The following is a 22,070-nucleotide window of genomic DNA, read 5'->3' on the forward strand; positions in this document are numbered from 1 at the left end:
GTCGCCGGTCGAAATTGTCCCCATCGGTGCTCCACCTCGAGTGCTTCGTTCGCGACCCGTCCCGGGGCGCGATGTTCACGAATCGGTCTGAGGCGACGTCAATTGAACAGTCCCGGTAGCGGACTGATACGACCATCGTCGTCACCCGCGGACGCCGATTTCAAGGTGTGCCGCCTGCCAGTCTGACCGCACTCACACTGCCGGATTCCGGCAAGCTGGCCGCGGGAGTCCATTCATTCCGTCCGCGGCAGGGCGACGGCCGGCCAACCGAGCAGCCGGGCTCCCATCACGGCGGCCTGCAACGTGAACCGATCCGTCGGGTCGTTGACGTCCTTGCCGGTGAGGCTCCGGATCCGGTCGAGGCGGTAGGTGACAGCACGCACGCTGAGGTAGAGGCGACGGGCTGCGGCGGCCGTGACGCCGCCCACCGAGAAGTAGGCCTCCAGCGTCTGCAACAGGGGTTCGGCTCCACCGCGCGTGCGCACCAGCGGCCCGAGGACGGTGTCGACCAGGTCGATGATGGCGGCACGGTCGCGAAGCAGAACCTGGAAGACGAGCAGATCGGCCGTGTCCACGACCCGCGCGGGCAGGCCGAGCGCCGCGGCCAACTCGATGGTGCCCCTGGCTTCTTCGTAGGACCGCACGACGCCACCCGGGCCGGGATGGGGACGGCCGACGCCCATGCGCCAGTGCCCGGAATCGGCGAGTGTCGTCTCGACATGGCCGGCGAGCGCGGCGAGTGGCTCGTGGACGGCCGCCGAGGCGACGCAGATGAGCATGCCGTCCTTGGTGGTGACCAGGACGTCGCGGGGGCCGAACTGCTCCAGCATCGCCGACTCGATGGACCGCGTGACGGCGTCGCCGTCGACGAAGTCGCGGTCGGACTGCACCGCGGCGACGATCAACTGCCCCGCGATCCGCAGGCCGAACCGCTCGGCCATCTCCGCGAGCCGGCCGAGACCGCTGCGCCCGGCAAGCAGGTCGTCGACGAACTCCCGTCGGCGCGCCTCCTCTTCCCGCAGTACGGCCCGCTGAGCCTCGTCGTAGCCGTCGGCCAGCGCGACGATGGCGTCATCGGCGGCACGCAGGACGCATTCGGCGATATCGCGTACCTGCTCGCCGCTGGCTCCTCTGATCGCGGGCAGTTCGCGCCAGGTGAGCCAGGTGGCGTTGAGGTACAGGTCGATGAGGCATCGCAGTGCGACGTTGCGCTCCGCCCCGGCGGCCCCGAGCGCCCTTCGGGAATCGACCTCCCCGGGCGTGAGCCTGCGGCCGGTCGCGCTGACGGCCAGCAGCATCTCGACGAAACCCGCGAGATGACCGGCGTCGGTCGCGTCCGCGTTCGCGGCGGCGGTGTCGGCGATCGCCGACGCGTCGAGACCCGGACGTTCGCGATCAGTCAGCGCGCACCTCCGCGAGCCGTCGTTGCGCGGTTGCGGCAACCACGACTACAGGCTAGCCGCCCGGCCGGTGCCGCGGATTGCCCGCTGACCGGCGCATGGTCAGTCGCAGGCTGTTGCGCGCCCGCCGCATCGGGGACTGCTCGGGTGGATAGATCTCGGCCGCCAGGGCCGCTTTCCTGCCGCGTTGCAGCATCACCGCTTCCGGGGTGAAGCCGCCGTCGTGCACCGGGGTGGGTGGCAGTTCCATGGAGTCCGCGATCCGCCAGCGCGACCCGGCCTCGACCAGGGACTGGTGCTTGTTCGGGTAATAGTCCGCGCGGCCGGACAACGCCAACCCACTGGCCCCCACCGCGGCGGCAAGGAGATGCGGGTGAAACCGCGTGCTGACCCACACCTGTTTCGCCGTGGCCGGCAACCCGTCGGTCCAGATCGTCGTGAACGGCACGAAGAGGGCGCCGGGCAGCAGATGCGACACCCGGTCGAAGACGATGCGGTCCGCGCCGGGAATGCCCTCGATCACCGCGACGTCGTCGCCGGCCACGCCCCACTGCTCGATGAGCCGGGTGATCGCCCGGGTGAGCCCCTCGGTGCCCTCGCCCTTGGCGAAGTCCTCCATCAGGTCGGACTGCAGACAGAACACGACGGGCCGCTTCGCGGCCTCCGAAACGGTGTCGTACACACCGTCCTCACCGATGCCCAGCCACGCGTCGTCGCCGGTCAACGTGGACGAACCACCGGCTCCGGCAATCGATTCCAGCGACGGGCCGTCGCGGACGTCGAACAGCGCGAAACGGGACTGCAATTCGCGAAGCAGGGTGAGCCGGTCGTCCTCGCCGACGGGGACCAGTCCCTGCCCGGTCGCCAGTGCCCGGCCCCCGGACCGGTCGGCCGCTGCGGCGGCCGCGGCCAACAGCGCCATGTGGTGGGACCACACGGCGTTGACGTAACCGCCGCCGACCAGGTGCACCGTGTCCGCGCGGGCGAGCAGTTCGATCCCGGAGACGATCCTCGGCATGCGACCCGGATTGCCGATGACGTCCTGGCTGACCGCGGCGGCTTCCGCAGGCGGAAGGTGAGCGGTTTGGAAGCAGATCCGCCAGATGGTGTCGACGAACGTCAACCGCGGATGACTGCCCTGCAGCAGGACGGCGGCCTGCCCGGGCGTGTGGCAGTCGACGACGACGTCGGCGTGAGGCCGGACGACGGCGAGGTGGCGCAGCCAGGCACGCACGATGAATTCGTCGCCGTAGTTCGGATTGCCGCTCGGGGCAATGAGGTAGATGAGGTCGTCACGCTTGCGGCCGCGCGTCCGGATCGAGCCCTGGGGCGGTGATGTGGCTGCGTGCACCGGCGGCCTTCCTGATCGACGACACATCTGCCGCACAACCCGAATCAGGGTGTGCGACAGACAGTTGCCGACCAGGCTTCCCGGCGCGCCAGCTAGCGATCGTAGTCGACGGCACCTGCGATTGCGCCGCGAGTCGGCAAATCGCTCGCGCGCACCGCAACTCCGCGCAGCGGGGCTGCATGCAATAGGGTGGTGGTCGATGGTGTGCCGGGAAGTCTGGTCGGCGCGTACTGACCGACCGCGAACAACCCTGTAGGGCAGACCATGACCACCAACCCCTTCCGCAGACTCACGCAGCGTGCGTTGTTCACGCGCGGTTCCTGGTCGGAGACCAGCCGCGTGTCGTCCATCCTGCGGAAGGAGACGGTCGGTGGCGCGGTCCTGCTCGTCGCCTCGGCGGTCGCGCTGGTGTGGGCGAATTCGGCGTGGTCGGATGCGTACTTCTCACTGCGTGACCTGAAGGTCGGCGGCGAGCCCTTCGGTCTGCACCTGGATCTGTCTCTGGGCACCTGGGCGGCGGACGGTTTGCTCGCGGTGTTCTTCTTCGTGGTGGGCCTGGAACTGAAGCGGGAATTCGTCGCCGGCGATCTGCGCGACCCCGGCCGGGCGGCGCTGCCGATCGCGGCGGCCGTCGGCGGAATGGTGGTTCCTGCGTTGATCTTCGTCGCGGTGACCCTTCCGGTGGGCGACGGGGCGACGCGCGGCTGGGCCATTCCGACGGCGACCGATATCGCGTTCGCCGTGGCGGTGCTCGCCGTCATCTCCACCCACCTTCCCGCCGCGCTGCGCACGTTCCTGCTGACGCTGGCGGTGGTCGACGACCTGCTGGCCGTCACCGTGATCGCCGTCTTCTACACCCAGGACATCAACGCGACGGCGTTGCTGTTGTCGCTGGTCCCGCTGGCGCTGTTCGGTTTCTGCGTGCAGCGCCGGATTCGGTCCTGGTGGTTGCTGCTGCCACTGGCAGCCGCGACGTGGGCGCTGATGCACGAGTCGGGTGTGCACGCGACGGTGGCCGGGGTGCTGCTCGGGTTCACCGTGCCGGTGCTGCGCTCGGCCGCTGCGGGTGGCCCGGAGGCGGGGCCCGGTCTGGCCGAGCACTTCGAACATCTCCTGCGCCCGCTGTCGGCGGGGATCGCTATACCGGTCTTCGCATTCTTCGCCGCCGGGGTGCACATCGGCGGGTTCAGCGGGTTCACCCGGGCGCTGTCCGATCCGATCACGATCGGCATCGTGCTCGGTCTGGTAGTGGGCAAGCCGGTCGGCATCTTCCTCACCACGCGGATCCTCGCCGCCGTCACGCGCGCGAAGCTGGACTCGGCGTTGCGCTGGGTCGACGTGCTCGGCATCTCGATGCTGGCCGGGATCGGGTTCACGGTATCGCTGCTCATTGGCGATCTCGCCTATGGACAGGGGTCCGAGCGTGACGAATTTGTGAAGGTCGGCGTGCTGGCCGGATCGGTCCTGGCCGCTCTGCTCGCCGCCGTGCTGCTACGCCTGCGGAACAGGCAATATCGGGCCATCTGGCAGCAGGAGACCGCCGATTCCGATCTCGACGGTGTGCCCGACATCTACCAGGCTCGACACGACTGACTACGACATGCGTGCGTAGACTGACGGGATGCTTGAACAGATCCGCGGGCCCGCCGATCTGCAGCACCTGACACAGTCGCAGCTAAGCGATTTGGCACGCGAGATTCGCGAGTTCCTGATTCACAAGGTCGCTGCAACCGGCGGGCATCTCGGCCCGAACCTCGGCGTGGTCGAGCTCACGCTCGCCCTGCACCGGGTGTTCGACTCGCCGCACGATCCGATCATCTTCGACACCGGGCACCAGTCCTATGTGCACAAGATGCTGACCGGCCGCAGCCACGACTTCGACTCGCTGCGCAAGAAGGGCGGGCTGTCCGGCTATCCGTCCCGCGAGGAGAGCGAGCACGACTGGGTGGAGTCCAGCCACGCCAGCTCCGCGCTGTCGTATGCCGACGGGTTGGCCAAGGCGTTCGAGCTGTCCGGGCACCGCAACCGTCACGTGGTCGCCGTCGTCGGCGACGGCGCGCTGACCGGCGGCATGTGCTGGGAGGCGCTCAACAACATCGCGGCGGCGCGCCGCCCGGTCGTCATCGTCGTCAACGACAACGGCCGCAGCTACGCGCCCACGATCGGCGGGTTCGCCGAACACCTGGCCGGGCTGCGGCTGCAGCCGGGCTACGAGCGGGTGCTCGAAGAGGGCCGCAGGGCGGTGCGCGGCATGCCGCTCATCGGCGAGATCTGCTACCAGTTCATGCACAGCATGAAAGCCGGCATCAAGGATGCGTTGTCCCCGCAGGTGATGTTCACCGACCTGGGGCTGAAATACGTCGGCCCGATCGACGGCCACGACGAGCAGGCGGTCGAGTCCGCGCTGCGGCACGCGCGCGGCTTCAACCTGCCGGTGATCGTGCACGTCGTCACCCGTAAGGGCATGGGCTACCCGCCCGCGGAGAACGACGAGGCCGACCAGATGCATGCGTGCGGCGTCATCGACCCGGAGACCGGGCTCGCGACGTCGGTGCCCGGGCCGGGGTGGACGTCGACGTTCTCCGAGGCGCTGATCAGCTACGCGGCCCGGCGCCGCGACGTCGTGGCGATCACCGCCGCGATGCCCGGCCCGACGGGGCTGACGAAGTTCCGCGAGCGGTTCCCCGACCGGTTCTTCGACGTCGGCATCGCCGAGCAGCACGCGATGACGTCGGCGGCCGGCCTGGCGATGGGTGGTCTTCATCCGGTCGTGGCGGTCTACTCGACGTTCCTCAACCGCGCGTTCGACCAGGTCATGATGGACGTCGCGCTGCACAAGCTGCCGGTCACCATGGTGCTGGACCGATCGGGCATCACCGGTCCCGACGGCGCCAGCCACAACGGCATGTGGGATCTGTCGATGCTGGGCATCGTGCCGGGCATGCGGGTCGCCGCGCCGCGCGATGGTGCGCGGCTGCGTGAGGAGCTGGGCGAGGCCCTCGACGTCAACGACGGCCCGACCGCCATCCGCTTCCCGAAAGGCGATGTGGGCGAAGACATCCCGGCCGTCGAACGCCGCGACGGCGTCGACGTGCTCGCCGTCCCCGGGGAAGGCGTGTCCGACGACGTGCTTTTGGTGGCCGTCGGACCGTTCGCGGCGATGGCGCTGTCCGTGGCCGAACTGCTGCGCAACCAGGGCATCGGCGTGACGGTCGTCGACCCGCGCTGGGTGCTGCCGGTGCCCGAGGTGCTGGCCACCCTGGCGCGCGGGCACAAGCTCGTGGTGACGCTCGAGGACAACGGCGTCAACGGCGGCGTCGGGTCGGCCGTGTCGGCGACGCTGCGCCGCGCGGAGGTCGACGTGCCGTGCCGCGACCTCGGGTTGCCGCAGGAGTTCTTCGCACAGGCGTCGCGCGGTGAGGTGCTCAGCGAGGTCGGCCTGACCGATCGCAACGTGGCCCGCCAGATCACCGGCTGGGTCGCCGCCCAGGGCACCCCGGTCAGCGAGGCCAGCGAGAACGAAGTCAGCGAGCGCCTGGACTAGTTCTCGTCGGCGACCTCGGCGGCTTCGTCGCTGGCGCCGCGGCGCTGCACCCGCAGCACAAAGATCGATACCGTCAGGATCAGCACGAGGCCGCCCAGCACGCCTACCTGGACGATGGCGCGCGCGAATTCCGGACCGCTCGGCACCAGTTTGGCCGCCTCGACGGACATCACGACGATCTCCTTGATGCAGGCCAGGATGCCGACGATCAGGAACGGCTCGGCGACGATCTCGTGTGAGCGCAGCGAGGTGCGTACGGCGTAGAGCAACTCGACGAAGATGAAGATCAACAACAGGCCGTCGAGGACCTCGAGCATGACCGCGCTGGTCGGGCTTTCGCCCAGTCCCCGGAAGACCGTGTTGACCTGCGCGACCAGTAGCGCCACCGACCCGGTGAGCAGAACGACGGCGATGGCCCAGTAGACGGCGTCCTCGGCGAAGCTCAGGACCCGGTCGGCGAACCGCTGCCGGTCCTCTTCGTTTTCGGTTTCGTCTTGTTCTGCCACCGGAGCCTCGCTATTTCATCTGGGCTTCGAGCTGAGCGTCGGCGGTGGTCAACGCCTCGGTGAGCACCGGCACCGCCAACTCGCGCTGCCACCGTCGCGCGCCCGCCCCGCGCAGGAACGCCTCGATCACGGTCGCCCTGTCGTCGACGGGCTCCCAGTCCCAGCACAGCCTGCGCAGGGTGTCGGGGGACAGGATGTTCTCCGCGGGCACCGAAACCCGTTGCGACAGTTTGGAAAGCGCGGCGCGGGCTGCTTCGAGCCGGACGGCGGCCTCGGGTTTGCGCCTGGCCCAGCGCGACGCGGGCGGCGGACCGTTCGGCGACTCCTGGGCCGTCGGCGGATCCTGCGTCGTCCGGGCCCGCGCGAGCGCGTCCAGCCACACCCTGGCACTGCGGCGCTGCCGGGCGCCACCGAAGATCGGCAGCGCGGTCAGTTGTTCGACGGAGTCCGGGTCGACGGTGGCGGCGTTGATGATTGCCGCGTCGGGCAGGATGCGGCCCGGCGCGATGTCGCGGCGCTGGGCGATGTTGTCGCGCGTCGTCCACATCTCGCGCACCGCCGCCAATGCGCGCGGATCGCGAACCTTGTGGATGCCCGACGTGCGGCGCCACCGGTCGCGCCGGGTGGGGGCCGCCTCGTAGGTCCGCAGGTGCTCGAATTCCTGTGCCGCCCAATCGGTTTTGCCCTGCTCCTCGAGCACCGCGTCGATCGCGTGACGCAGGTCGAGCAGCACCTCGACGTCCAGTGCCGCGTAGTTCAGCCACTCGTCGGGCAGCGGCCGTCTGGACCAGTCGGCGGCCCCGTGTCCCTTCATCAACTGCAGGCCGAGCAGGCGCTGCACCATCGCCGCGAGGTTGACCCTGTCGAACCCCGCAAGCCGGCCCGCCAGTTCGGTGTCGTACAGCGTGACCGGCCGTATCCCCACTTCGGCGAGACACGGCAGATCCTGGTCGGCGGCGTGCAATACCCATTCGTCGGAGGCCAGCACCTCGGCGATGGGCGCCAGGGTGGCGACCGGATCGCCGCCGTGGTTGACCGGGTCGATCAGCACGGTGCCCGCGCGGGCCCGCCGGATCTGGATCAGGTACGCCCGGTTCGAATAGCGGAAGCCCGACGCACGCTCGGCGTCCACCGCGAAGGGCCCGTGCCCGGAATCGAGCAACTCGGCGGCCTTGCGGATCTCGCTGGTGCTGATCGACAGCTCGGGCACGCCGTCACGCGGCGCCAGCAGCGGGGTGGCCTCCGGCTCGGGCTGCTGCGCATCCGACTCGGCCTGCCCGGCCTCAGACACCTCGGGCGCCTCGGATGCCTCGGTGGTTTCGGATGCGTCCGACATCGTCAGGCGCGGGTGCGGGAGCCAAGGTCGGTCACACCGGCCGGCGGCAGGCCGGCCGCGTGCTCGAGCACCTCACAGAACGCCTCGACGTGCGGGCCCAGCTCCAGCGTCGTCGCCGTCCACGACGCTCGCAGCTCGAGCTGGTGGGCGCGCGGGGGGCCGGAGATGTCGCCGTACCGCACCGACGTGGTGGCGGTGACCGTTCCGCCCAGTGCGGTGACATGCTCGGCCCGCTGCTCGAGGGCGTCGACGAGCCAGCTCCACGCCACCTCGGGCAGCAGCGGGTCGACGGCCTCGCTGGAGTCGAGGTCGGCCTGGATGTAGGCGACCAGCCGCATCGTGCCGTCCCACGCCTCGGCGCCCTCGGGGTCGTGCAGCAGGATCAGGCGTCCGAACGCGTCGCCCTCCGAGCGCTCCGGGACGATCGCCGTCTCGGGGTGGCGGACCTCGGCGCCCAGCGCATAGCTGTACGGCGCCAGCCGCTGCGGCGGGCGGATCGGGCCCAGCTCGATCTCCGGTCGCACGGTGGTGGCGTTCATCGCCGCCACCGCTTCGCGGAACTGAGCCGGTTCGGCGGTGGTCACGACGTTTGACGCTAGCCCATCTGGGCAGGTCTGTGCGCGTGGCGCGCCGATTCGCCGGTCCCGGGGCCGCCGCGGAGGCGACACGGGGGCCCACCGCGCGCGCATGGCAGCATTGAAGCCGATGAACAACCGCCGTGACCTGCCCGAGTCGCCGTACCTGGCCGCCGCCGGCGGCCGCAAACCCACCCGCGTGCCGGTGTGGTTCATGCGGCAGGCCGGCCGCTCGCTGCCCGAGTACCGCGCCTTGCGGGCCAAGAACACGATGATGCAGGCCTGCTTCGACGCCGAACTGATCACCGAGATCACGATGCAGCCGATCCGCAGGCACGGCGTGGACGCCGCGATCCTGTTCTCCGACATCGTCGTGCCGCTGCGCGCGTCGGGCATCGACCTCGACATCGTGCCCGACGTCGGCCCCGTCATCGCGCACCCGATCCGCTGTCCCGCCGACGTACAGGCGATGAAACCGCTCGAGCGCCAACAGGTTGCACCGGTCGCCGAAGCGGTGCGGATGCTGGTGAGCGAACTCGGTGACGTACCGCTGATCGGGTTCGCCGGTGCGCCGTTCACGCTCGCCTCCTACCTCGTCGAAGGCGGTCCGAGCCGCAATCACGAGCACACCAAGGCGATGATGCTGGGCGAACCCGACACCTGGCACGCGCTGATGACGGCGTTGACCGACGTGACGATCGCGTTCCTGCGGACCCAGGTCGACGCCGGGGTGGACGCGATCCAGGTGTTCGACTCGTGGGCAGGCACGCTGTCGCTGGCCGACTACCGCGCCCACGTGCTGCCGCACAGCACCAGGGTGTTCGCGTCGCTGGCGTCCGCGGGCGTGCCGATGACCCACTTCGGGGTGGGCACCGCCGAACTGCTGGGCGCGATGTCGCAGGCCGTCTCCGGGCACGGCGCCCCGCCCGTCGTCGGCGTCGACTGGCGCACCGCGCTGCCCGACGCCGCCGCCCGGGTGCAAGCGGGCACCGCACTGCAGGGCAACCTCGATCCGGTGGTGCTGCTGGCCGGCTGGGAGGTGGCCGAGAAGGCCGCGCGCACCGTCGTCGACGAGGGCCGACGCGCGGTCGACGCCGGTGCGGCCGGCCACGTGTTCAACCTCGGCCACGGAGTGCTGCCCGGCACCGATCCCGGCATCATCACCGATGTGGTGGCGTTGGTGCATTCGCTGTGAGCATCTCGTATTGCGTTGTCGGCGGCGGTATCTCAGGACTCGTCGCCGCCTACCGGCTGCGGGTGGCCGCGGGACCCGATGCGTCGATCACGCTGTTCGACCCCGCCGACCGGCTGGGTGGGGTGCTGCGCACCGAGCGGATCGGCGGCCAGCCGATGGACGTGGGGGCGGAGGCGTTCGTGGCGCGGCGCCCGGAGGTCCCCGCCCTGCTGGCCGAACTGGGGCTGGCCGACAGGCAGGTCGGGACGACGGGTGCGCGGCCGCTGATCTACAGCCAGGCGCGGCTGCACCCGCTGCCCGTCGGCACGCTGCAGGGGATCCCGGCGCAGCCGTCGGCCCTGGCGGGGCTGGTCGACGACGCGACGATCGCGCGCATGTACGACGAGCCGAACCGGCCGTTCTCGTGGCGGCCGGGCGCGGACCCGACGGTGGCCGAGCTGGTCGGCGACCGGTTCGGCGCGCAGGTGGTGACCCGGTCGGTCGAACCGCTGCTGATGGGCGTCTACTCGGGATCGGCGGCCACGATCGGGGTGCGCTCGGCGGTCCCGACGCTGGCGGTGGTCTTGGATCGGGGCGCGCGCAGCCTGACCGAGGCGGTCCGCGAAGCGCTGCCGCCACCGAGCACCGGGTCGGTCTTCGGCGCGGTCGACGGCGGCTACTCGGTGCTGGTCGACGAGCTCGTCCGGCGTGCGGGGGCGCGCTGGCTGCAGGTGGCCGTGGAGCAGGTGAACCGGTGGCCCGGCGCGACCGCCGGCGGCGGCTGGGAACTGGTCGACGACGAGGGCGTGCGACATCACGCCGACGCGGTGGTGCTGGCCGTCCCCGCGCCGCGGCTGGCACGACTGGTCGCCGGTATCGCGCCGCGGACGGCGGCGGCCGCCCGCCGGATTCCGGTGGCGTCGACCGCACTGGTGGCGTTGGCTTTGCCCGGCGGCACCCCCGTGCCGGAGCAGTCCGGTGTGCTGATGGCCAGCGGAGAACGGTTGCGCGCCAAGGCGATCACGCTGACGACTCGCAAATGGGGGCAGCGCGGCAACGTCGAGCTGGTGCGGCTGTCGTTCGGCCGGTTCGGTGACGACCTGGCTCGCAGCGCGGGGGACGAGGACCTGTTGGACTGGTCGGCGCAGGACCTGAAGTCGCTGTTCGGCGTCACCACCGAGCCCGTCGACTGCCGTGTGCAACGGTGGATCGACGCGATGCCGCAGTACGGCCCCGGGCATGCCGGGCTCGTCGCCGAACTGCGGGCAGGGCTGCCGCCGACGATCGCCGTCGCGGGCGGGTATCTGGACGGCATCGGCGTGCCCGCGTGTGTGTCGGCGGCCACCAGGGCGGCGGCCTCACTCGTCACCACGCGCGTGGCACGATAGGCCTATGTCCAAGCTCGACTACGACACGCTCAACGCCACCATTCGCTACCTGATGTTCTCGGTGTTCTCGGTGCGGCCGGGAGAGCTGGGCGACGAGCGCGCCGCGGTGGTCGACGAGACCGCGACGTTCCTCAAGCAGCAGGAGGAGCGCGGCGTGGTGGTCCGCGGCCTCTACGACATCGCGGGCATGCGCGCCGATGCCGACTTCATGATCTGGACGCACGCCGAGACCGTCGAGGCGTTGCAGGCCACCTATGCGGACTTCCGTCGCACGACCGCTCTGGGGCGGGCCAGTACGCCGGTGTGGAGCAACGTCGCGCTGCACCGCCCGGCCGAGTTCAACAAGAGCCACATCCCGGCGTTCCTGGCCGGCGAGGAGCCCGGCCACTACATCTGCGTGTACCCGTTCGTCCGCTCGCTCGACTGGTATCTGCTGCCCGACGAGGAGCGTCGGCGGATGCTGGCCGAACACGGCATGGCCGCCCGCGGCTACAAGGACGTGCGAGCCAACACGGTGCCGGCGTTCGCGCTCGGCGACTACGAGTGGATCCTGGCGTTCGAGGCGCCCGAACTGCATCGCATCGTCGACCTGATGCGGGACCTGCGGGCCACCGACGCGAGGCGCCATGTGCGCGAGGAGACGCCGTTCTTCACCGGCCCGCGGGTCGGCGCCGAGCAGTTGATCGAGCGGTTGCCTTAGCCCGATTCACCGCAAACGCCGTGGCAACGGTGGTGCCCGTTCATCATGAGTCCATGAGCATGAAGGCATGGGGGGCCGCGGCGGTGTCGGTCGCCGCGGTGGCGGCGGGGTCCGTCGGCGTCGTGCAGGCGCAGAACGGCTTCCAGTGCCCGCCGCGCGCGGGCCAGCAGATCGAGATCACCGCCGGCGACATCGACTGCGTCACGGCGTCGGATTTCGCCGTCCAGTACGACCTGAACGGCGACAAGTTTCAGGTGATCGGCCCGTTCACCTGCTATTCCGGCAACGCGATGACCGCGCCGTTGTTGTTCCAGTGCGTCGCCGACACCGCCGACCGCGCCGAGTTCGCCGTCTACCCCGCGTAGGGTCTCCCGCTCGCCACTTAGCCGTGCTCATTTGTTGCTAGCCTCGGTGCGGTGTCGACGTTCGCCAGAGTTGCGAGTATCGCCACGGGCGCAGCAATCGTATTCACGGTCTGGTTGATCGGCGGCTGGGGTGGCGAGTCGACGGTGCGCGTCGTCGATTCGCTCGGGATGATCGGGTTCGCCGTCTTCGCCACCGTCTGTTCGGCCCTGGCCGCGCGGTCCGCTCAGGGCCGGCAGCGGCAGGCGTGGACCTGGATGACCGTCGGGCTGGGCGGGTGGACGTTCGGCGAGATCCTCTGCGCGCTCCTCTACCTCGTGCTGGGACAGGTGTCGACTCCGTCGGTCGCGGACATCGGCTACCTGCTGTATCCGGTCGGCGCCATCATGGCGCTGATCCTGTTCCCCGTCGGCTATTCGAATCGGTCGCAGGCACGGATCGTGCTCGACGGGCTACTCGTCGCGGCCGCGATGTTCGAGGTCTATTGGCTTGTGCTGCTCCGCGACGTCTACCCGTCGGCCGGAGTGCAGGGGCCGCTGGCGCTGAGCGTCTCGCTCGCGTACCCGATCACCGACCTGATGATCATCACGGTGGCGGTGCTGGTACTGATGCGCGCGTGCACCGCCCATCGCCTCACGCTGGTCCTGCTCACCGCGGGCAACGTGCTGAATGCGCTGTCCGACACGCTGTTCACCTACTTGAGCGCGCGCGGCGCGTATGAGGCCGGCAGCCTGGTCGACGTCGGGTGGGTCGGTGGGCTGCTGTTGCTGGCGCTGGCCGGCCTGCACGGCTCTCGGGTGTCGCAGAGCGACTTGACGGTGGAATACGTCCCGACGCGGCCGGAGTTGTGGCTGCCGTATGTGCCCGTCGTGATCGCCGCGGTGGTGTGCATGCCCGAGCTCATGCCCATGGACTCGCTGGGCCCGCTGGTGGTGTCCTCGGTGGTCATCGTGTTGATCCTGCTGGCGCGCCAAGTGCTCGTCGTCGGCGAGAACCGGCGGCTGCTGGCGACCGCGGCCGCCCAGGCGTTGCGCGATCCGCTCACCGGGCTAGCCAACCGGACCCTGTTCTACGACCGCCTGACGCATGCCCTGCAGCTGCACCGGGGCGACGGTCAGTCGGTTGTGGTGATGTCGCTGGACCTCGACGACTTCAAGCTCGTCAACGACAGTCTCGGGCACTGGGTGGGCGACGCGGTGCTCGTCGAGGCCGCTTCACGGGTGTCGGCATCGGTGCGGGAGAGCGATACCGTCGCCCGCGTCGGCGGTGACGAGCTCGCGGTGCTCATGGAGGGCGGCATCGAGGACGTGCGGGTCGTCGCCGACCGGGTGGTCGAGGCGTTCGATGACCCGTTCGCCATCGACGGGCACGACCTGGCCATCCGTCCCAGCGTCGGCCTTGCGCTCGCCGGCACCGACGGTCGGGACACGACGCCGGAGGTGCTGCTGAAACAGGCTGACGCAGCGATGTATTCGGCGAAGCGTTCCGGAACCGGCCGGGTGCACACCTTCAGCCCCGACATGTACCTGTTCCAGTCGGCGCCCAACGGGGCGGTCAAGCGCCGGGGCGCCATGGCCGTGCGGATGCTCGGCGAACTGCGCCAGGCGATCGCGAACTTCGATCTGAGCCTGGTGTACCAACCGAAGTTCGACCTCGCCTCCGGTGAGATCGTCGGCGTCGAGGCGCTGATCCGTTGGCCGCACCCCGAGCGCGGGCTGCTGGGTCCGGATCACTTCCTGCCGCTGGTGCGCCGCCACGGCCTGATGGGGTCGATGACGGAGTTCGTGGTCGCGCGGGCTCTCGACGACGCGGCCTGGTGGCGATCGAAGGGTGTCGGCCTGCCGATCGCGATCAACCTGTTCGCGCCGTCGCTGGAGGATCCGCGGCTGCCCTCGCAGATCGTCGACGCATTGACGGCCCGCAACCTGCCCACCGACACGCTCACCGTCGAGATCACCGAACACCTGCTGCTCAACAACCTCGACCGCACCCGCAAGATCCTCGACAAGCTGCGCTACCACGGAATCCGCATCTCCATCGACGATTTCGGCAGCGGCTACTCGGCGCTGTCGTACTTGCGGGAGCTGCCGATCGACGAGATCAAACTGGACCGGCAGTTCGTCGCGCCGGTGCTGGTCGACTGGCGGTCGGCGTCCATCATCCACGCCGTCATCGACCTGGCCCATGCCCTCAACGCGGTCACTGTCGCAGAGGGCGTCGAGAACGGCGAGGCGGCGGCGCGGCTGCGCTCCTACGGGTGCGACGTCGTGCAGGGGTACCTCTACAGCCCGCCGCTCACCCCGGTCGGGATCCTCGACCTGCTGTTCTCGCCCGACCGGACGGTCACGACGCCTCGGGAACCAAGCGCAGCGAAATCGAGTTGATGCAGTACCGCTTGTCGGTCGGGGTGGGGTAGCCCTCGCCCTCGAAGACGTGGCCGAGGTGGCTGTGGCAGTTGGCGCAGAGCACCTCAACGCGGCGCATGCCCAGTGATTCGTCGCTGCGTAGGATCACCGCGTCGCTGTCGGCCGGATCGAAGAACGACGGCCAGCCGCAGTGCGACTCGAATTTCTCGGTGCTGCGGAACAACTCGGCCCCGCACGCGCGACACTCGTAGACGCCCTCGGTCTTGGTGTCGGTGTACTCGCCGGTGAACGGTCGCTCGGTGCCGGCCTGGCGCAGGACGGCGAATTCCTCCGGGGTGAGCTTCTGGCGCCACTCGTCGTCGGACAGCTGCAACTTGGGGGCCGGTGTCGTCATGGTTCCACGTTAGCCGCGTTCGGCGGCACCTGCGACGGTCAACTGATCGGCGGCGCGACCGGTTTCGAAGGCGCGGAAGGTTCTTGCTTTTTCAACCACACCGGGTCGATGCCGTCGTCAAGACGTCCCTCGGCCTTGGCGTCCAGGTAGCGGAAGTACAGCACCGAGAACACCACCACCAGCATCAAGCCCCAGCCGTAGGTGATTTTCATGTACTCCAGGAAGCGGCCCGTCGTCGGCCAGTGGCCGAGCAACCAACGGTCGGCGCTCATGAACCCGTAGATCGCCACCCACGCCACCCAGTTGCGCAGCACCGAATTCGGCAACACCACCGTCATCAGGAACGGGAACAACATCATCGAGTAGTAGCCCTGACCCAGCGACAGCACCAGGAACGACGCGATCAGCAGCACACCCGACGACGTCATCATCCAGAACAGCGGGTCGCGCGCGCGGTAGTACTTGTAGAGCAGCCACAGCGTGTACGCCGCCAGAAGGGCAAAAGCGATGCGCAGCAACATGATCAGCCACATCGGCAGGCCGTAGTAGATCCCGTTGCCCGCGATGGAGCTGTTGAAGTAATCACGGGTGACCAGCAGGTACGGCACGGTCCGCGTGATGAAGCTCATCGGGTCGCTGATCAACGGCCACGCCGCGGCGTTGAACACCACCGGCACCGCGACCGCGGCCACCAATGGCCGCCATTGTCGATTCAACAGCGGCAGCAACAACAGCGGGGCCAGGATCGGTTTGACCACCAGACTCAGGCCGATCGCGATGCCCGCCCACCACTCGTGCTTGCGGTTCCCGTCGAGCAGCCAGCGGAAGAACAGCACCTCCAGCAGCAGGATGCAGCCGTTGATGTTGCCGAAAACCAGTGTGTTGATGACGCTTTCGGTGCAGAACATGGCGGCCAGCAGCGCGGGCAGCGCCACCGACCGGTAGTCGTAGCCGAACAGCCGCACCAGGAAGTAGGCGGCCAACAGGATGGCGATCGTGTTGAAGGTGATGAACCAGTACCGCGATGCGTCGACGGGCAGATAGCCGAACGGCGCCATTAACAACGTGCCGCCCGGCGGGTAGAGGTAGTGCGGGTCGACGTGGTCGAAGTGCTCGTTGTAGATGTCCCAGCCCATCTTGAAGTTCACGACGGCGCGGTAGACGGGCCCGTAGTCGTCGGTGATGTAGCCGTTGGTCGCCAGGACGTAGCTGCGGTGGATGATGAACAGGATCGCCAGCGGCCACAGGATCGATCGCAACAACGTCGCGACGCCGGGCGGGGAGGTGCGAGGCCGGAAAGCGGTGAGGACAAGATCGCGCACGACCGCACGGTACCCGACCCCCTCGGGGCCGGACATCAGGCCGGGCAGAACGTGTCGGTCTCGGGAAGGTTGCCGGAGTCCAGGTAGCCGATCACCGGTGGCAGCGCGCACGGCGAGTAGATCGAGGCGCCGTGCCCGATGCCCTGCCACATCACCCGCCGGTTCGCCGACCCGGCGTTGATGACGGTGGCCGCGACGGCGGCGACACCTTCGTTGCCGACGATCGGGTCGTTCTGCGTGCCGAGCAGCAGGACCGGGAGCTTCAGGTTCTTCGGTTCCTGCGGGGGTGTGCCGCTGGGCCAGTTCAGGCAGTCGACCAGGCTCAGCGCGCCGACGGTGCCGAACTGCGGATACAGCTTGTCCCAGGCGACGACGAGCTCGCGGACCCGGTCCGGGGTGGGGCGGTTCAGCGAGTCGCTGCAGCCGTTGACGAACTGGCCGTCGGTGTCGCGCAGCGCCTCGGCCTCGGTGATCAGGTCGGTGAACGGGCCGGAGTCGCCGGAGCGTGCCCCGGCCACCGCGGCGGCCAGCGTGTTGCCGGACTGGACGCGGTCGCCGCGCGGATAGGCCAGCGTCGTGGCGATCGCGTTGGCGACCGTCGCCACCGACGCGCCGTTCGGCCCGCGCCCGTCGCGGGCGGCGGAGAGCAGCGCGTCGACCGCACCCTTGGGGTCGGGGCCCACCGGGCAGTTGGCCGCGGCGCACTGGGCGGCCCAGGCGTCGAGTGCTACCTGTTCCCCCTTGACCCGCTGTTCGGCCGCGGCCTCCGCCGCGATGCCCAGCGGCAGCGGCGAGTCGAGCACCAGGCGCGCGACCTTGTTGGGATGCGATCCCGCGTAGGCCAGCGCGACCTGCGCGCCGTTGCCGACGCCGAGCAGCGCCAGCGTCGGCACATCCCAGGTGCTGCGCAACCGCTCGATGTCCTCGGCGGCGTGCGAGTTGTCGTACGCGGAGTCGCCGGGGGCGATGGTGTCGGTGCAACTGGTCGTCGCGGTCTGGGCGATCGCGGTGAGGTTGGCGACCGGGTCGTCGCCGGCCTGGAACTGCGCCTGGTCGAGCATCTCCTGGCGGTCGAACAGATCGCGGCAGTCCAGGGCGCCCGACATCCCGATGCCGCGCCGGTCGACGGCCACGATCGGATTGGCGCCCAGGACGTCGGCGCCCGAGCGTGACAACCACACCGGCAGCTGCACCGACGACGGCAGGTCGGACCCGGTGGTCATCACCAGGGGTCCGGCGTCGGCGGGGGTCTGCGGACCGCGCGCGCGCACGACGCCGATGCTCACCGAACCGGCCGCGCCGTTGATCGGGTCGAGGTCGGCGTCGTAGCTGGCGCAGTCCAGGGTGACACCCGGGATCGGCGCGACGGCCGCATCGCTGAACACCCGCGACGTACAGTCACGCCAGGACAGGTCGTTCTTCGGCGCCTCGATCGCGGGCGGACCGCCGGCCGGTTTGGCCGACGGCGGCTCGCCCTGCGCCCCGGCGCCGGAGTCGGTGGCGAAGCGGGGATTGGCGGCCAGACCGGGGGCACACGCAGCGACGAACGCCACGACGGTTGCCAGGCTCAGGGCCCGGACCAGCTGACCACGCCGATGCATGCTGACCACAGTACTGATGCGCGGCTCACGAACTCCGGACGTAACGGGTGTACAGGTAGCCGTCGTCGTCGCAGAGCAGATGGGCGGGGCGCATCCGGGTCAGCACCTCGCCCGGACCGGTGGCGATACGCCCCGCGGCGCCGCCGACCAGGAACGGCGCGACGGTCAGGCACAGCTCGTCGAGCAGGTCGTCGCCGATCAGCAGACCCAGGATCAGCGGGCCGCCCTCGCTGAGCACCCGGAACAGCCTGCGCTCGGCCAGGATCTCGAGCACGGTCGCGGCGTCGACCTCGTCGGGCCTCGGCCCCGAGGCGTCGATCACGTCGGCGACCGACCCCAGCCGGACCCGCGTCTCGCCGACCGCCTCCGTGCAGGTGAAGATCAGCGGCGCCGCCTCGGTGCGGGTGAAGAACAGCGTGTCGGGATCGAGGTTGCCCGAGCGGGTGAGCACGGCGATCGGCGGCACCTCGGCCTGGCCTCGGTCCTGCCGGGCTCGGCGCTGCGCGACGGGCACCTGCGCGCCGGAGTAGTTCTCGGTGCGCACCGTGGCGGCGCCGACCAGGATGACGTCGGCGGCGTGGCGCATGAGCGTGAACACCGAGCGGTCGCCCGCGGCACCGAGGTCGGCGGTCTTGCCGTCGGCGGTGGCTCCGCCGTCGACGCTGGCGATCATGTTGCCGCGCACCCAGCAGGACCGCAGCCCGTCGGGGTAGGCGTAGAAGTCGGCGATCCGGCTGTCGGCGCCGTCGACCGGGGGGCCGTCGGGTCCCAGCACTGTGAACTGCGCCGCAGGTGCGGTATCGGACATGTTGACGATTGGAGCACGCCGTTAAGGTGCCTGCATGCACGGGTCCAGCGGGGTGGGACGTCTGACCGACCGGTATCCCCGCGTGACGCCGGAGCGGTTGATCGCCCAACTGATTCCGCCGCCGACGTTCGCCGAGGTCAGCTTCGACAGCTACCTGCCCGACCCGGGCGAGCCGTCGCAGGCGGCGGCGGTGCGGTCCTGTGTGCGGTTCTGCGATCAGGCCGCCGAGCGCCGGGCGGGCAAGAAGAAGCTGTTCGGCCGGCGTGAGGTGCTGCCCGGGGTCGGGCTGTACCTCGACGGCGGGTTCGGCGTCGGCAAGACGCACCTGCTGGCGTCGTCGTACTACCGGCTCCCCGGGCCCAAGGCGTTCGCGACGTTCGGCGAATTGACGCAACTGGCAGGCGTTTTCGGCTTCGTCGAGTGCATCGACCTGCTGGCAGAGCACGTCGTGGTGTGCATCGACGAGTTCGAGCTCGACGATCCCGGCAACACGACCCTGATCTCGCGGCTGTTGTCCCAGCTCGTCGAGCGCGGCGTGTCGGTGGCCGCGACGTCGAACACGCTGCCCGAACAACTCGGCGAGGGCCGGTTCGCAGCGCAGGATTTCCTGCGCGAGATCCACACGCTGGCAGCCATTTTCGAGACCGTGCGCATCGACGGGCCGGACTACCGGCACCGTGACCTGCCGCCCGCGCCGGAGCCGCTGAGCGACGCCGAGGTCACCGAACGCGCCGCGCAGGTGGCCGGCGCGACCCTCGACGACTTCGACGCGCTTTGCGCGCACCTGGCCACCATGCACCCGTCGCGGTACCTGACGCTGATCGAGGACGTGAAGGCGGTCTTCGTCACCGGTGTGCATCCACTCGACGATCAGAACGTGGCGCTGCGGCTGGTGTCGCTGACCGACCGGCTCTACGACGCCGGCATCCCGGTGGTGGCGTCGGGGGCCAAGCTCGACACCATATTCAGCGACGAGATGTTGGCCGGTGGCTTCCGCAAGAAGTACCTGCGCGCGACGTCGCGGCTGCTGGCGTTGTCCCGCGAGGGCGCTTAGAGCGGACGCACCATCACGTAGTCGTTCTCGACGGCGGCGCCCAACCGGAAGGTCTTGGTGCCTGCCACGGCGAAGCCGTGCTTGGCGTAGAACCGTTGTGCGCGACGGTTGTGCTGGTTGACGCCCAGCCAGACGGAGCGGGCGCCGGAATCGCGGGCCGCCCGCACGGTCGCGGTCATCAACGCCGCCGACGCGCCTGCGCCGTGGCTGTCGGGCAGCACGTACATCGTCGATACCTCGACGGCCGGGCGTAGCGTGACGGCGCGTTGCACGTCGTCGTCCTCGGGCACACCGCGAATCAGCATGACGTAGCCCAGGATTCGGCCCTCGTCACGCGCGACGAGCACCGTGCGGTCGGGGTCGGCGAGGTAGCCGCGGAACCGGTCCGCCGACAGGTACTCGTCGATGAAGGCGGCGACGTTCTCGGGTGCCACCCCGGGCGGGCAGGCGAGCGGAAACGTGCGGGCGGCGACGTCGGCCAGTTCGGCAAGGTCGGTGTCGACGGCCGCGGCGACGTCAACGCCCAAGGGCGGTCACACGTTCCACTGCGCCAGGTGCTGGCCGGTGATCTTGTCGATCAGCACCACGTTGGACACCAGGTCGCGGTAGCAGTCCCAGAACACCGCGCCGCTGACCGTGGACCCGGCCGGCGCGTTGTTCAGCGCGAACTGCAACGCATCGGGGGCGTCGGTGTTGCGGGGTTCGTACGCGTCGCCGGTCGCGGTGACGCCGCGGAAGCTGTAGGTGATCGCCTGCGCGTACGGCGTCGGCACCTGGATCGGGTGCACGGTCACCCAGGCACGCCACACCTGGTTGCGGGGCGGGCGCGGGGGATAACCGAAGCCCGGCGGGATCGGCGACGGGTCGACGCTGTGCACGGTGATGTCGGCGATCAGGCTCTTGAACTTCACCTGCAGCGTCTCACCCAGTCGGCCGATCGGCGCGGTGGCGGCCGATGCGGGCGCGACCATGATTCCGGCGACGGTCGCCATCACGGCGACGAGGAGCACGAAGCAGCGGCGCATCCCGGAATGATCGCACAGACTGAAACGTGTTACAGCCGCTTCCGGCCGCTCACGGGTCAGAGGGTCGCCACTCAGGCGGCCTCGAGGGTCAACAGAGTCGACTTGGCCCGAGGCCCGCCGACGTACTGGCCCGTCGATCCGTCGGAGCGCACGACGCGGTGACATGGGATCACCACCGGCAGCGGATTGTGCGCGCAGGCGGTGCCGACGGCACGCACGGCGCGGGGCTTGCCGACGGCTGCGGCCACGGCGGCGTAGCTCTCGCGGCGGCCGTAGCCGATATCGCGCAGATGCTCGATGACGCTGCGGCGAAAACCGTCGGCGAGGCGCAGGTCGACGGTGACGTCGAATACGGTGCGGCGCTTGGCGAAATACTCGTCGAGTTGCCGGGCGACGGCGTCGAGACGGGCGGGCGCGCGCAGGATGCGGGGGCTGACGGCGTTCGCCAATCGGCTGAGGACGGCGTCGTGGTCCTCGATGTCGTAGGCGACGCGCACCAGTCCGACCGGGGTGGCGGCGAGCAGCAGGATGCCGACGGGTGAGTCGACGGTGCGGTAGCCGACATCGAGCACGCCGGCCTGGTCGGCCTCGCGTTCCAGCTGCCGGTGTAGCCGGTCCAGGGTCGGTTCGTCGGCATGCAGCTCGTCGAAGATGTTGACGCTCATTATGTTTCGTCCTCACGGTAGATCTTGCGCAGTGTCTTGATGCCGTCGGCGGCCGCGCGGCGGGCGGCGTCGGGGGAGTTGCCGAGCACTCGGGCGATCTCGGCGAACGGCAGACCGGCGAGGTGGTGGTAGGCCACCGCCTGGCGCTGTTTGGTGGGTAGTCGCCGCAGCGCGTCCCAGAGGTCGGGGTCACGGCCGGCCGGATCGGCCTGAGCCGAAGGGGTATCCGGCATCGGGTCGGTGGGGGTGGGTCGGCGCGAGCGGGCCCGGCCGACGTCGAGGGCGCGGCGGTGCGCGATGGTGACCAGCCAGGCCTCGACGTTGGCGTCGGCGGGCAGGTCGGGGTAAGCGCGCAGGGCCGACAGGAAGGTTTCCGACCAGGCGTCCTCGGCGTCGACGGGTCCGACCACCGCGCGGCACACCCGCAGCACGGTCGGCCCGTGTTCGGTCACCACCTCTTCGAACGGACGCACCCTCACATCTTGGAAGACGCCGCGG

Annotated in this window: 21 protein-coding genes; 8 read left to right on the forward strand and 13 right to left on the reverse strand. The window is 69.8% G+C overall.

What is annotated here, in order from left to right; all coding sequences use genetic code 11:
* Nucleotides 1–233: 233 nt before the first annotated feature.
* A complete protein-coding gene (locus ABGB19_RS04555) occupies nucleotides 234–1,442 on the reverse strand; it encodes a helix-turn-helix domain-containing protein (protein ID WP_347684437.1) in 1,209 nt (402 codons plus the stop codon).
* A gap of 13 nt (nucleotides 1,443–1,455) precedes the next feature.
* Nucleotides 1,456–2,751, reverse strand: a complete 1,296-nt coding sequence (locus tag ABGB19_RS04560; protein ID WP_347684439.1) for a polysaccharide pyruvyl transferase family protein — start codon at nucleotides 2,749–2,751, stop codon at nucleotides 1,456–1,458.
* Nucleotides 2,752–3,015: 264 nt separating this feature from the next.
* Between ABGB19_RS04560 and nhaA the strand changes: the two genes are divergently transcribed.
* Together nhaA and dxs are read left to right on the forward strand one after the other, a co-directional pair.
* Nucleotides 3,016–4,344, forward strand: coding sequence for a Na+/H+ antiporter NhaA (gene nhaA / locus ABGB19_RS04565; protein ID WP_347684441.1), 1,329 nt, complete (start codon nucleotides 3,016–3,018; stop codon nucleotides 4,342–4,344).
* Nucleotides 4,345–4,372: 28 nt separating this feature from the next.
* On the forward strand, nucleotides 4,373–6,295 hold the full coding sequence (dxs, locus tag ABGB19_RS04570; RefSeq protein ID WP_347684443.1) for a 1-deoxy-D-xylulose-5-phosphate synthase: 1,923 nt from the start codon (nucleotides 4,373–4,375) through the stop codon (nucleotides 6,293–6,295).
* Here dxs and ABGB19_RS04575 read toward each other — a convergent pair.
* Genes ABGB19_RS04575 through ABGB19_RS04585 form a run of 3 tightly spaced genes read right to left on the reverse strand, consistent with a single transcriptional unit; the run spans nucleotide 6,292 to nucleotide 8,721 of the window.
* Nucleotides 6,292–6,801 carry a phosphate-starvation-inducible PsiE family protein gene (locus ABGB19_RS04575; protein ID WP_347684445.1) on the reverse strand — a complete coding sequence of 170 codons (510 nt, stop codon included), beginning with the start codon at nucleotides 6,799–6,801 and terminating at the stop codon, nucleotides 6,292–6,294. The genes dxs and ABGB19_RS04575 overlap by 4 nt on opposite strands.
* 10 nt (nucleotides 6,802–6,811) lie before the next feature.
* Nucleotides 6,812–8,092 (reverse strand): ribonuclease D, encoded by a 1,281-nt coding sequence (locus ABGB19_RS04580; protein WP_347684451.1) that lies wholly within the window; start codon nucleotides 8,090–8,092, stop codon nucleotides 6,812–6,814.
* A gap of 47 nt (nucleotides 8,093–8,139) precedes the next feature.
* Nucleotides 8,140–8,721, reverse strand: a complete 582-nt coding sequence (locus ABGB19_RS04585; protein WP_347684453.1) for a DUF3000 domain-containing protein — start codon at nucleotides 8,719–8,721, stop codon at nucleotides 8,140–8,142.
* Nucleotides 8,722–8,842: 121 nt separating this feature from the next.
* Between ABGB19_RS04585 and hemE the strand changes: the two genes are divergently transcribed.
* Genes hemE through ABGB19_RS04610 form a run of 5 tightly spaced genes read left to right on the forward strand, consistent with a single transcriptional unit; the run spans nucleotide 8,843 to nucleotide 14,721 of the window.
* The gene (gene hemE / locus ABGB19_RS04590) at nucleotides 8,843–9,907 is read left to right on the forward strand and encodes a uroporphyrinogen decarboxylase (RefSeq protein WP_347684737.1); all 1,065 of its coding nucleotides are present in this window, start codon (nucleotides 8,843–8,845) and stop codon (nucleotides 9,905–9,907) included.
* Nucleotides 9,904–11,274 (forward strand): protoporphyrinogen oxidase, encoded by a 1,371-nt coding sequence (locus ABGB19_RS04595; protein ID WP_347684455.1) that lies wholly within the window; start codon nucleotides 9,904–9,906, stop codon nucleotides 11,272–11,274. The genes hemE and ABGB19_RS04595 overlap by 4 nt, the downstream gene beginning before the upstream one ends.
* Before the next feature lie 4 nt (nucleotides 11,275–11,278).
* Nucleotides 11,279–11,974 (forward strand): hydrogen peroxide-dependent heme synthase, encoded by a 696-nt coding sequence (hemQ, locus tag ABGB19_RS04600; protein WP_347684457.1) that lies wholly within the window; start codon nucleotides 11,279–11,281, stop codon nucleotides 11,972–11,974.
* A 53-nt stretch (nucleotides 11,975–12,027) separates the two neighbouring features.
* Entirely contained in the window at nucleotides 12,028–12,339 is a 312-nt protein-coding gene (locus ABGB19_RS04605; RefSeq protein ID WP_347684459.1) for a hypothetical protein, read from the forward strand.
* A 51-nt stretch (nucleotides 12,340–12,390) separates the two neighbouring features.
* Complete coding sequence (locus tag ABGB19_RS04610) at nucleotides 12,391–14,721, forward strand: bifunctional diguanylate cyclase/phosphodiesterase (RefSeq protein WP_347684461.1); 2,331 nt, start codon at nucleotides 12,391–12,393, stop codon at nucleotides 14,719–14,721.
* Here the strand turns inward: ABGB19_RS04610 and msrB are convergent.
* Genes msrB through ABGB19_RS04630 form a run of 4 tightly spaced genes read right to left on the reverse strand, consistent with a single transcriptional unit; the run spans nucleotide 14,681 to nucleotide 18,828 of the window.
* Complete coding sequence (gene msrB / locus ABGB19_RS04615; protein WP_347684463.1) at nucleotides 14,681–15,097, reverse strand: peptide-methionine (R)-S-oxide reductase MsrB; 417 nt, start codon at nucleotides 15,095–15,097, stop codon at nucleotides 14,681–14,683. The two genes, ABGB19_RS04610 and msrB, sit on opposite strands and share 41 nt — an antisense overlap.
* Nucleotides 15,098–15,135: 38 nt before the next feature.
* Complete coding sequence (gene aftC, locus ABGB19_RS04620) at nucleotides 15,136–16,419, reverse strand: arabinofuranan 3-O-arabinosyltransferase (RefSeq protein ID WP_347684465.1); 1,284 nt, start codon at nucleotides 16,417–16,419, stop codon at nucleotides 15,136–15,138.
* Nucleotides 16,420–16,454: 35 nt separating this feature from the next.
* Nucleotides 16,455–18,020 carry an alpha/beta hydrolase gene (locus tag ABGB19_RS04625; protein ID WP_347684467.1) on the reverse strand — a complete coding sequence of 522 codons (1,566 nt, stop codon included), beginning with the start codon at nucleotides 18,018–18,020 and terminating at the stop codon, nucleotides 16,455–16,457.
* Between the two features lie 25 nt (nucleotides 18,021–18,045).
* The gene (locus tag ABGB19_RS04630; protein WP_347684469.1) at nucleotides 18,046–18,828 is read right to left on the reverse strand and encodes a pyrimidine reductase family protein; all 783 of its coding nucleotides are present in this window, start codon (nucleotides 18,826–18,828) and stop codon (nucleotides 18,046–18,048) included.
* A 34-nt stretch (nucleotides 18,829–18,862) separates the two neighbouring features.
* On the opposite strand from ABGB19_RS04630, the gene zapE reads away from it, so the two are divergent.
* Nucleotides 18,863–19,882 carry a cell division protein ZapE gene (zapE, locus tag ABGB19_RS04635; RefSeq protein ID WP_347684471.1) on the forward strand — a complete coding sequence of 340 codons (1,020 nt, stop codon included), beginning with the start codon at nucleotides 18,863–18,865 and terminating at the stop codon, nucleotides 19,880–19,882.
* On the opposite strand, the gene ABGB19_RS04640 is transcribed toward zapE, so the two are convergent.
* The 4 genes from ABGB19_RS04640 to ABGB19_RS04655 all read right to left on the reverse strand — a co-directional run bounded on the left by ABGB19_RS04640 (nucleotide 19,879) and on the right by ABGB19_RS04655 (nucleotide 22,045).
* A complete protein-coding gene (locus tag ABGB19_RS04640; protein ID WP_347684473.1) occupies nucleotides 19,879–20,409 on the reverse strand; it encodes a GNAT family N-acetyltransferase in 531 nt (176 codons plus the stop codon). The genes zapE and ABGB19_RS04640 overlap by 4 nt on opposite strands.
* 6 nt (nucleotides 20,410–20,415) lie before the next feature.
* On the reverse strand, nucleotides 20,416–20,907 hold the full coding sequence (locus ABGB19_RS04645) for a hypothetical protein (RefSeq protein WP_347684475.1): 492 nt from the start codon (nucleotides 20,905–20,907) through the stop codon (nucleotides 20,416–20,418).
* A gap of 71 nt (nucleotides 20,908–20,978) precedes the next feature.
* Complete coding sequence (locus tag ABGB19_RS04650) at nucleotides 20,979–21,572, reverse strand: methylated-DNA--[protein]-cysteine S-methyltransferase (protein WP_347684477.1); 594 nt, start codon at nucleotides 21,570–21,572, stop codon at nucleotides 20,979–20,981.
* On the reverse strand, nucleotides 21,572–22,045 hold the full coding sequence (locus tag ABGB19_RS04655; protein WP_347684479.1) for a sigma-70 family RNA polymerase sigma factor: 474 nt from the start codon (nucleotides 22,043–22,045) through the stop codon (nucleotides 21,572–21,574). Before ABGB19_RS04655 ends, ABGB19_RS04650 begins: the two co-directional genes overlap by 1 nt.
* Between the last annotated feature and the right edge of the window lie 25 nt (nucleotides 22,046–22,070).

Source organism: Mycobacterium sp. B14F4 (genome assembly GCF_039871645.1).
GTDB lineage: Bacteria > Actinomycetota > Actinomycetes > Mycobacteriales > Mycobacteriaceae > Mycobacterium.

Excerpts from the sequence above, each read along its gene's own strand:
- zapE (WP_347684471.1), top strand. The coding sequence starts at position 18,863 with ATGCACGGGTCCAGCGGGGTGGGACGTCTGACCGACCGGTATCCCCGC.
- msrB (WP_347684463.1), bottom strand. The coding sequence starts at position 15,097 with ATGACGACACCGGCCCCCAAGTTGCAGCTGTCCGACGACGAGTGGCGC.
- hemE (WP_347684737.1), top strand. The coding sequence starts at position 8,843 with ATGAACAACCGCCGTGACCTGCCCGAGTCGCCGTACCTGGCCGCCGCC.
- nhaA (WP_347684441.1), top strand. The coding sequence starts at position 3,016 with ATGACCACCAACCCCTTCCGCAGACTCACGCAGCGTGCGTTGTTCACG.
- ABGB19_RS04650 (WP_347684477.1), bottom strand. The coding sequence starts at position 21,572 with ATGAGCGTCAACATCTTCGACGAGCTGCATGCCGACGAACCGACCCTG.
- ABGB19_RS04605 (WP_347684459.1), top strand. The coding sequence starts at position 12,028 with ATGAGCATGAAGGCATGGGGGGCCGCGGCGGTGTCGGTCGCCGCGGTG.
- ABGB19_RS04645 (WP_347684475.1), bottom strand. The coding sequence starts at position 20,907 with ATGCGCCGCTGCTTCGTGCTCCTCGTCGCCGTGATGGCGACCGTCGCC.
- dxs (WP_347684443.1), top strand. The coding sequence starts at position 4,373 with ATGCTTGAACAGATCCGCGGGCCCGCCGATCTGCAGCACCTGACACAG.
- ABGB19_RS04630 (WP_347684469.1), bottom strand. The coding sequence starts at position 18,828 with ATGTCCGATACCGCACCTGCGGCGCAGTTCACAGTGCTGGGACCCGAC.
- hemQ (WP_347684457.1), top strand. The coding sequence starts at position 11,279 with ATGTCCAAGCTCGACTACGACACGCTCAACGCCACCATTCGCTACCTG.
- ABGB19_RS04625 (WP_347684467.1), bottom strand. The coding sequence starts at position 18,020 with ATGCATCGGCGTGGTCAGCTGGTCCGGGCCCTGAGCCTGGCAACCGTC.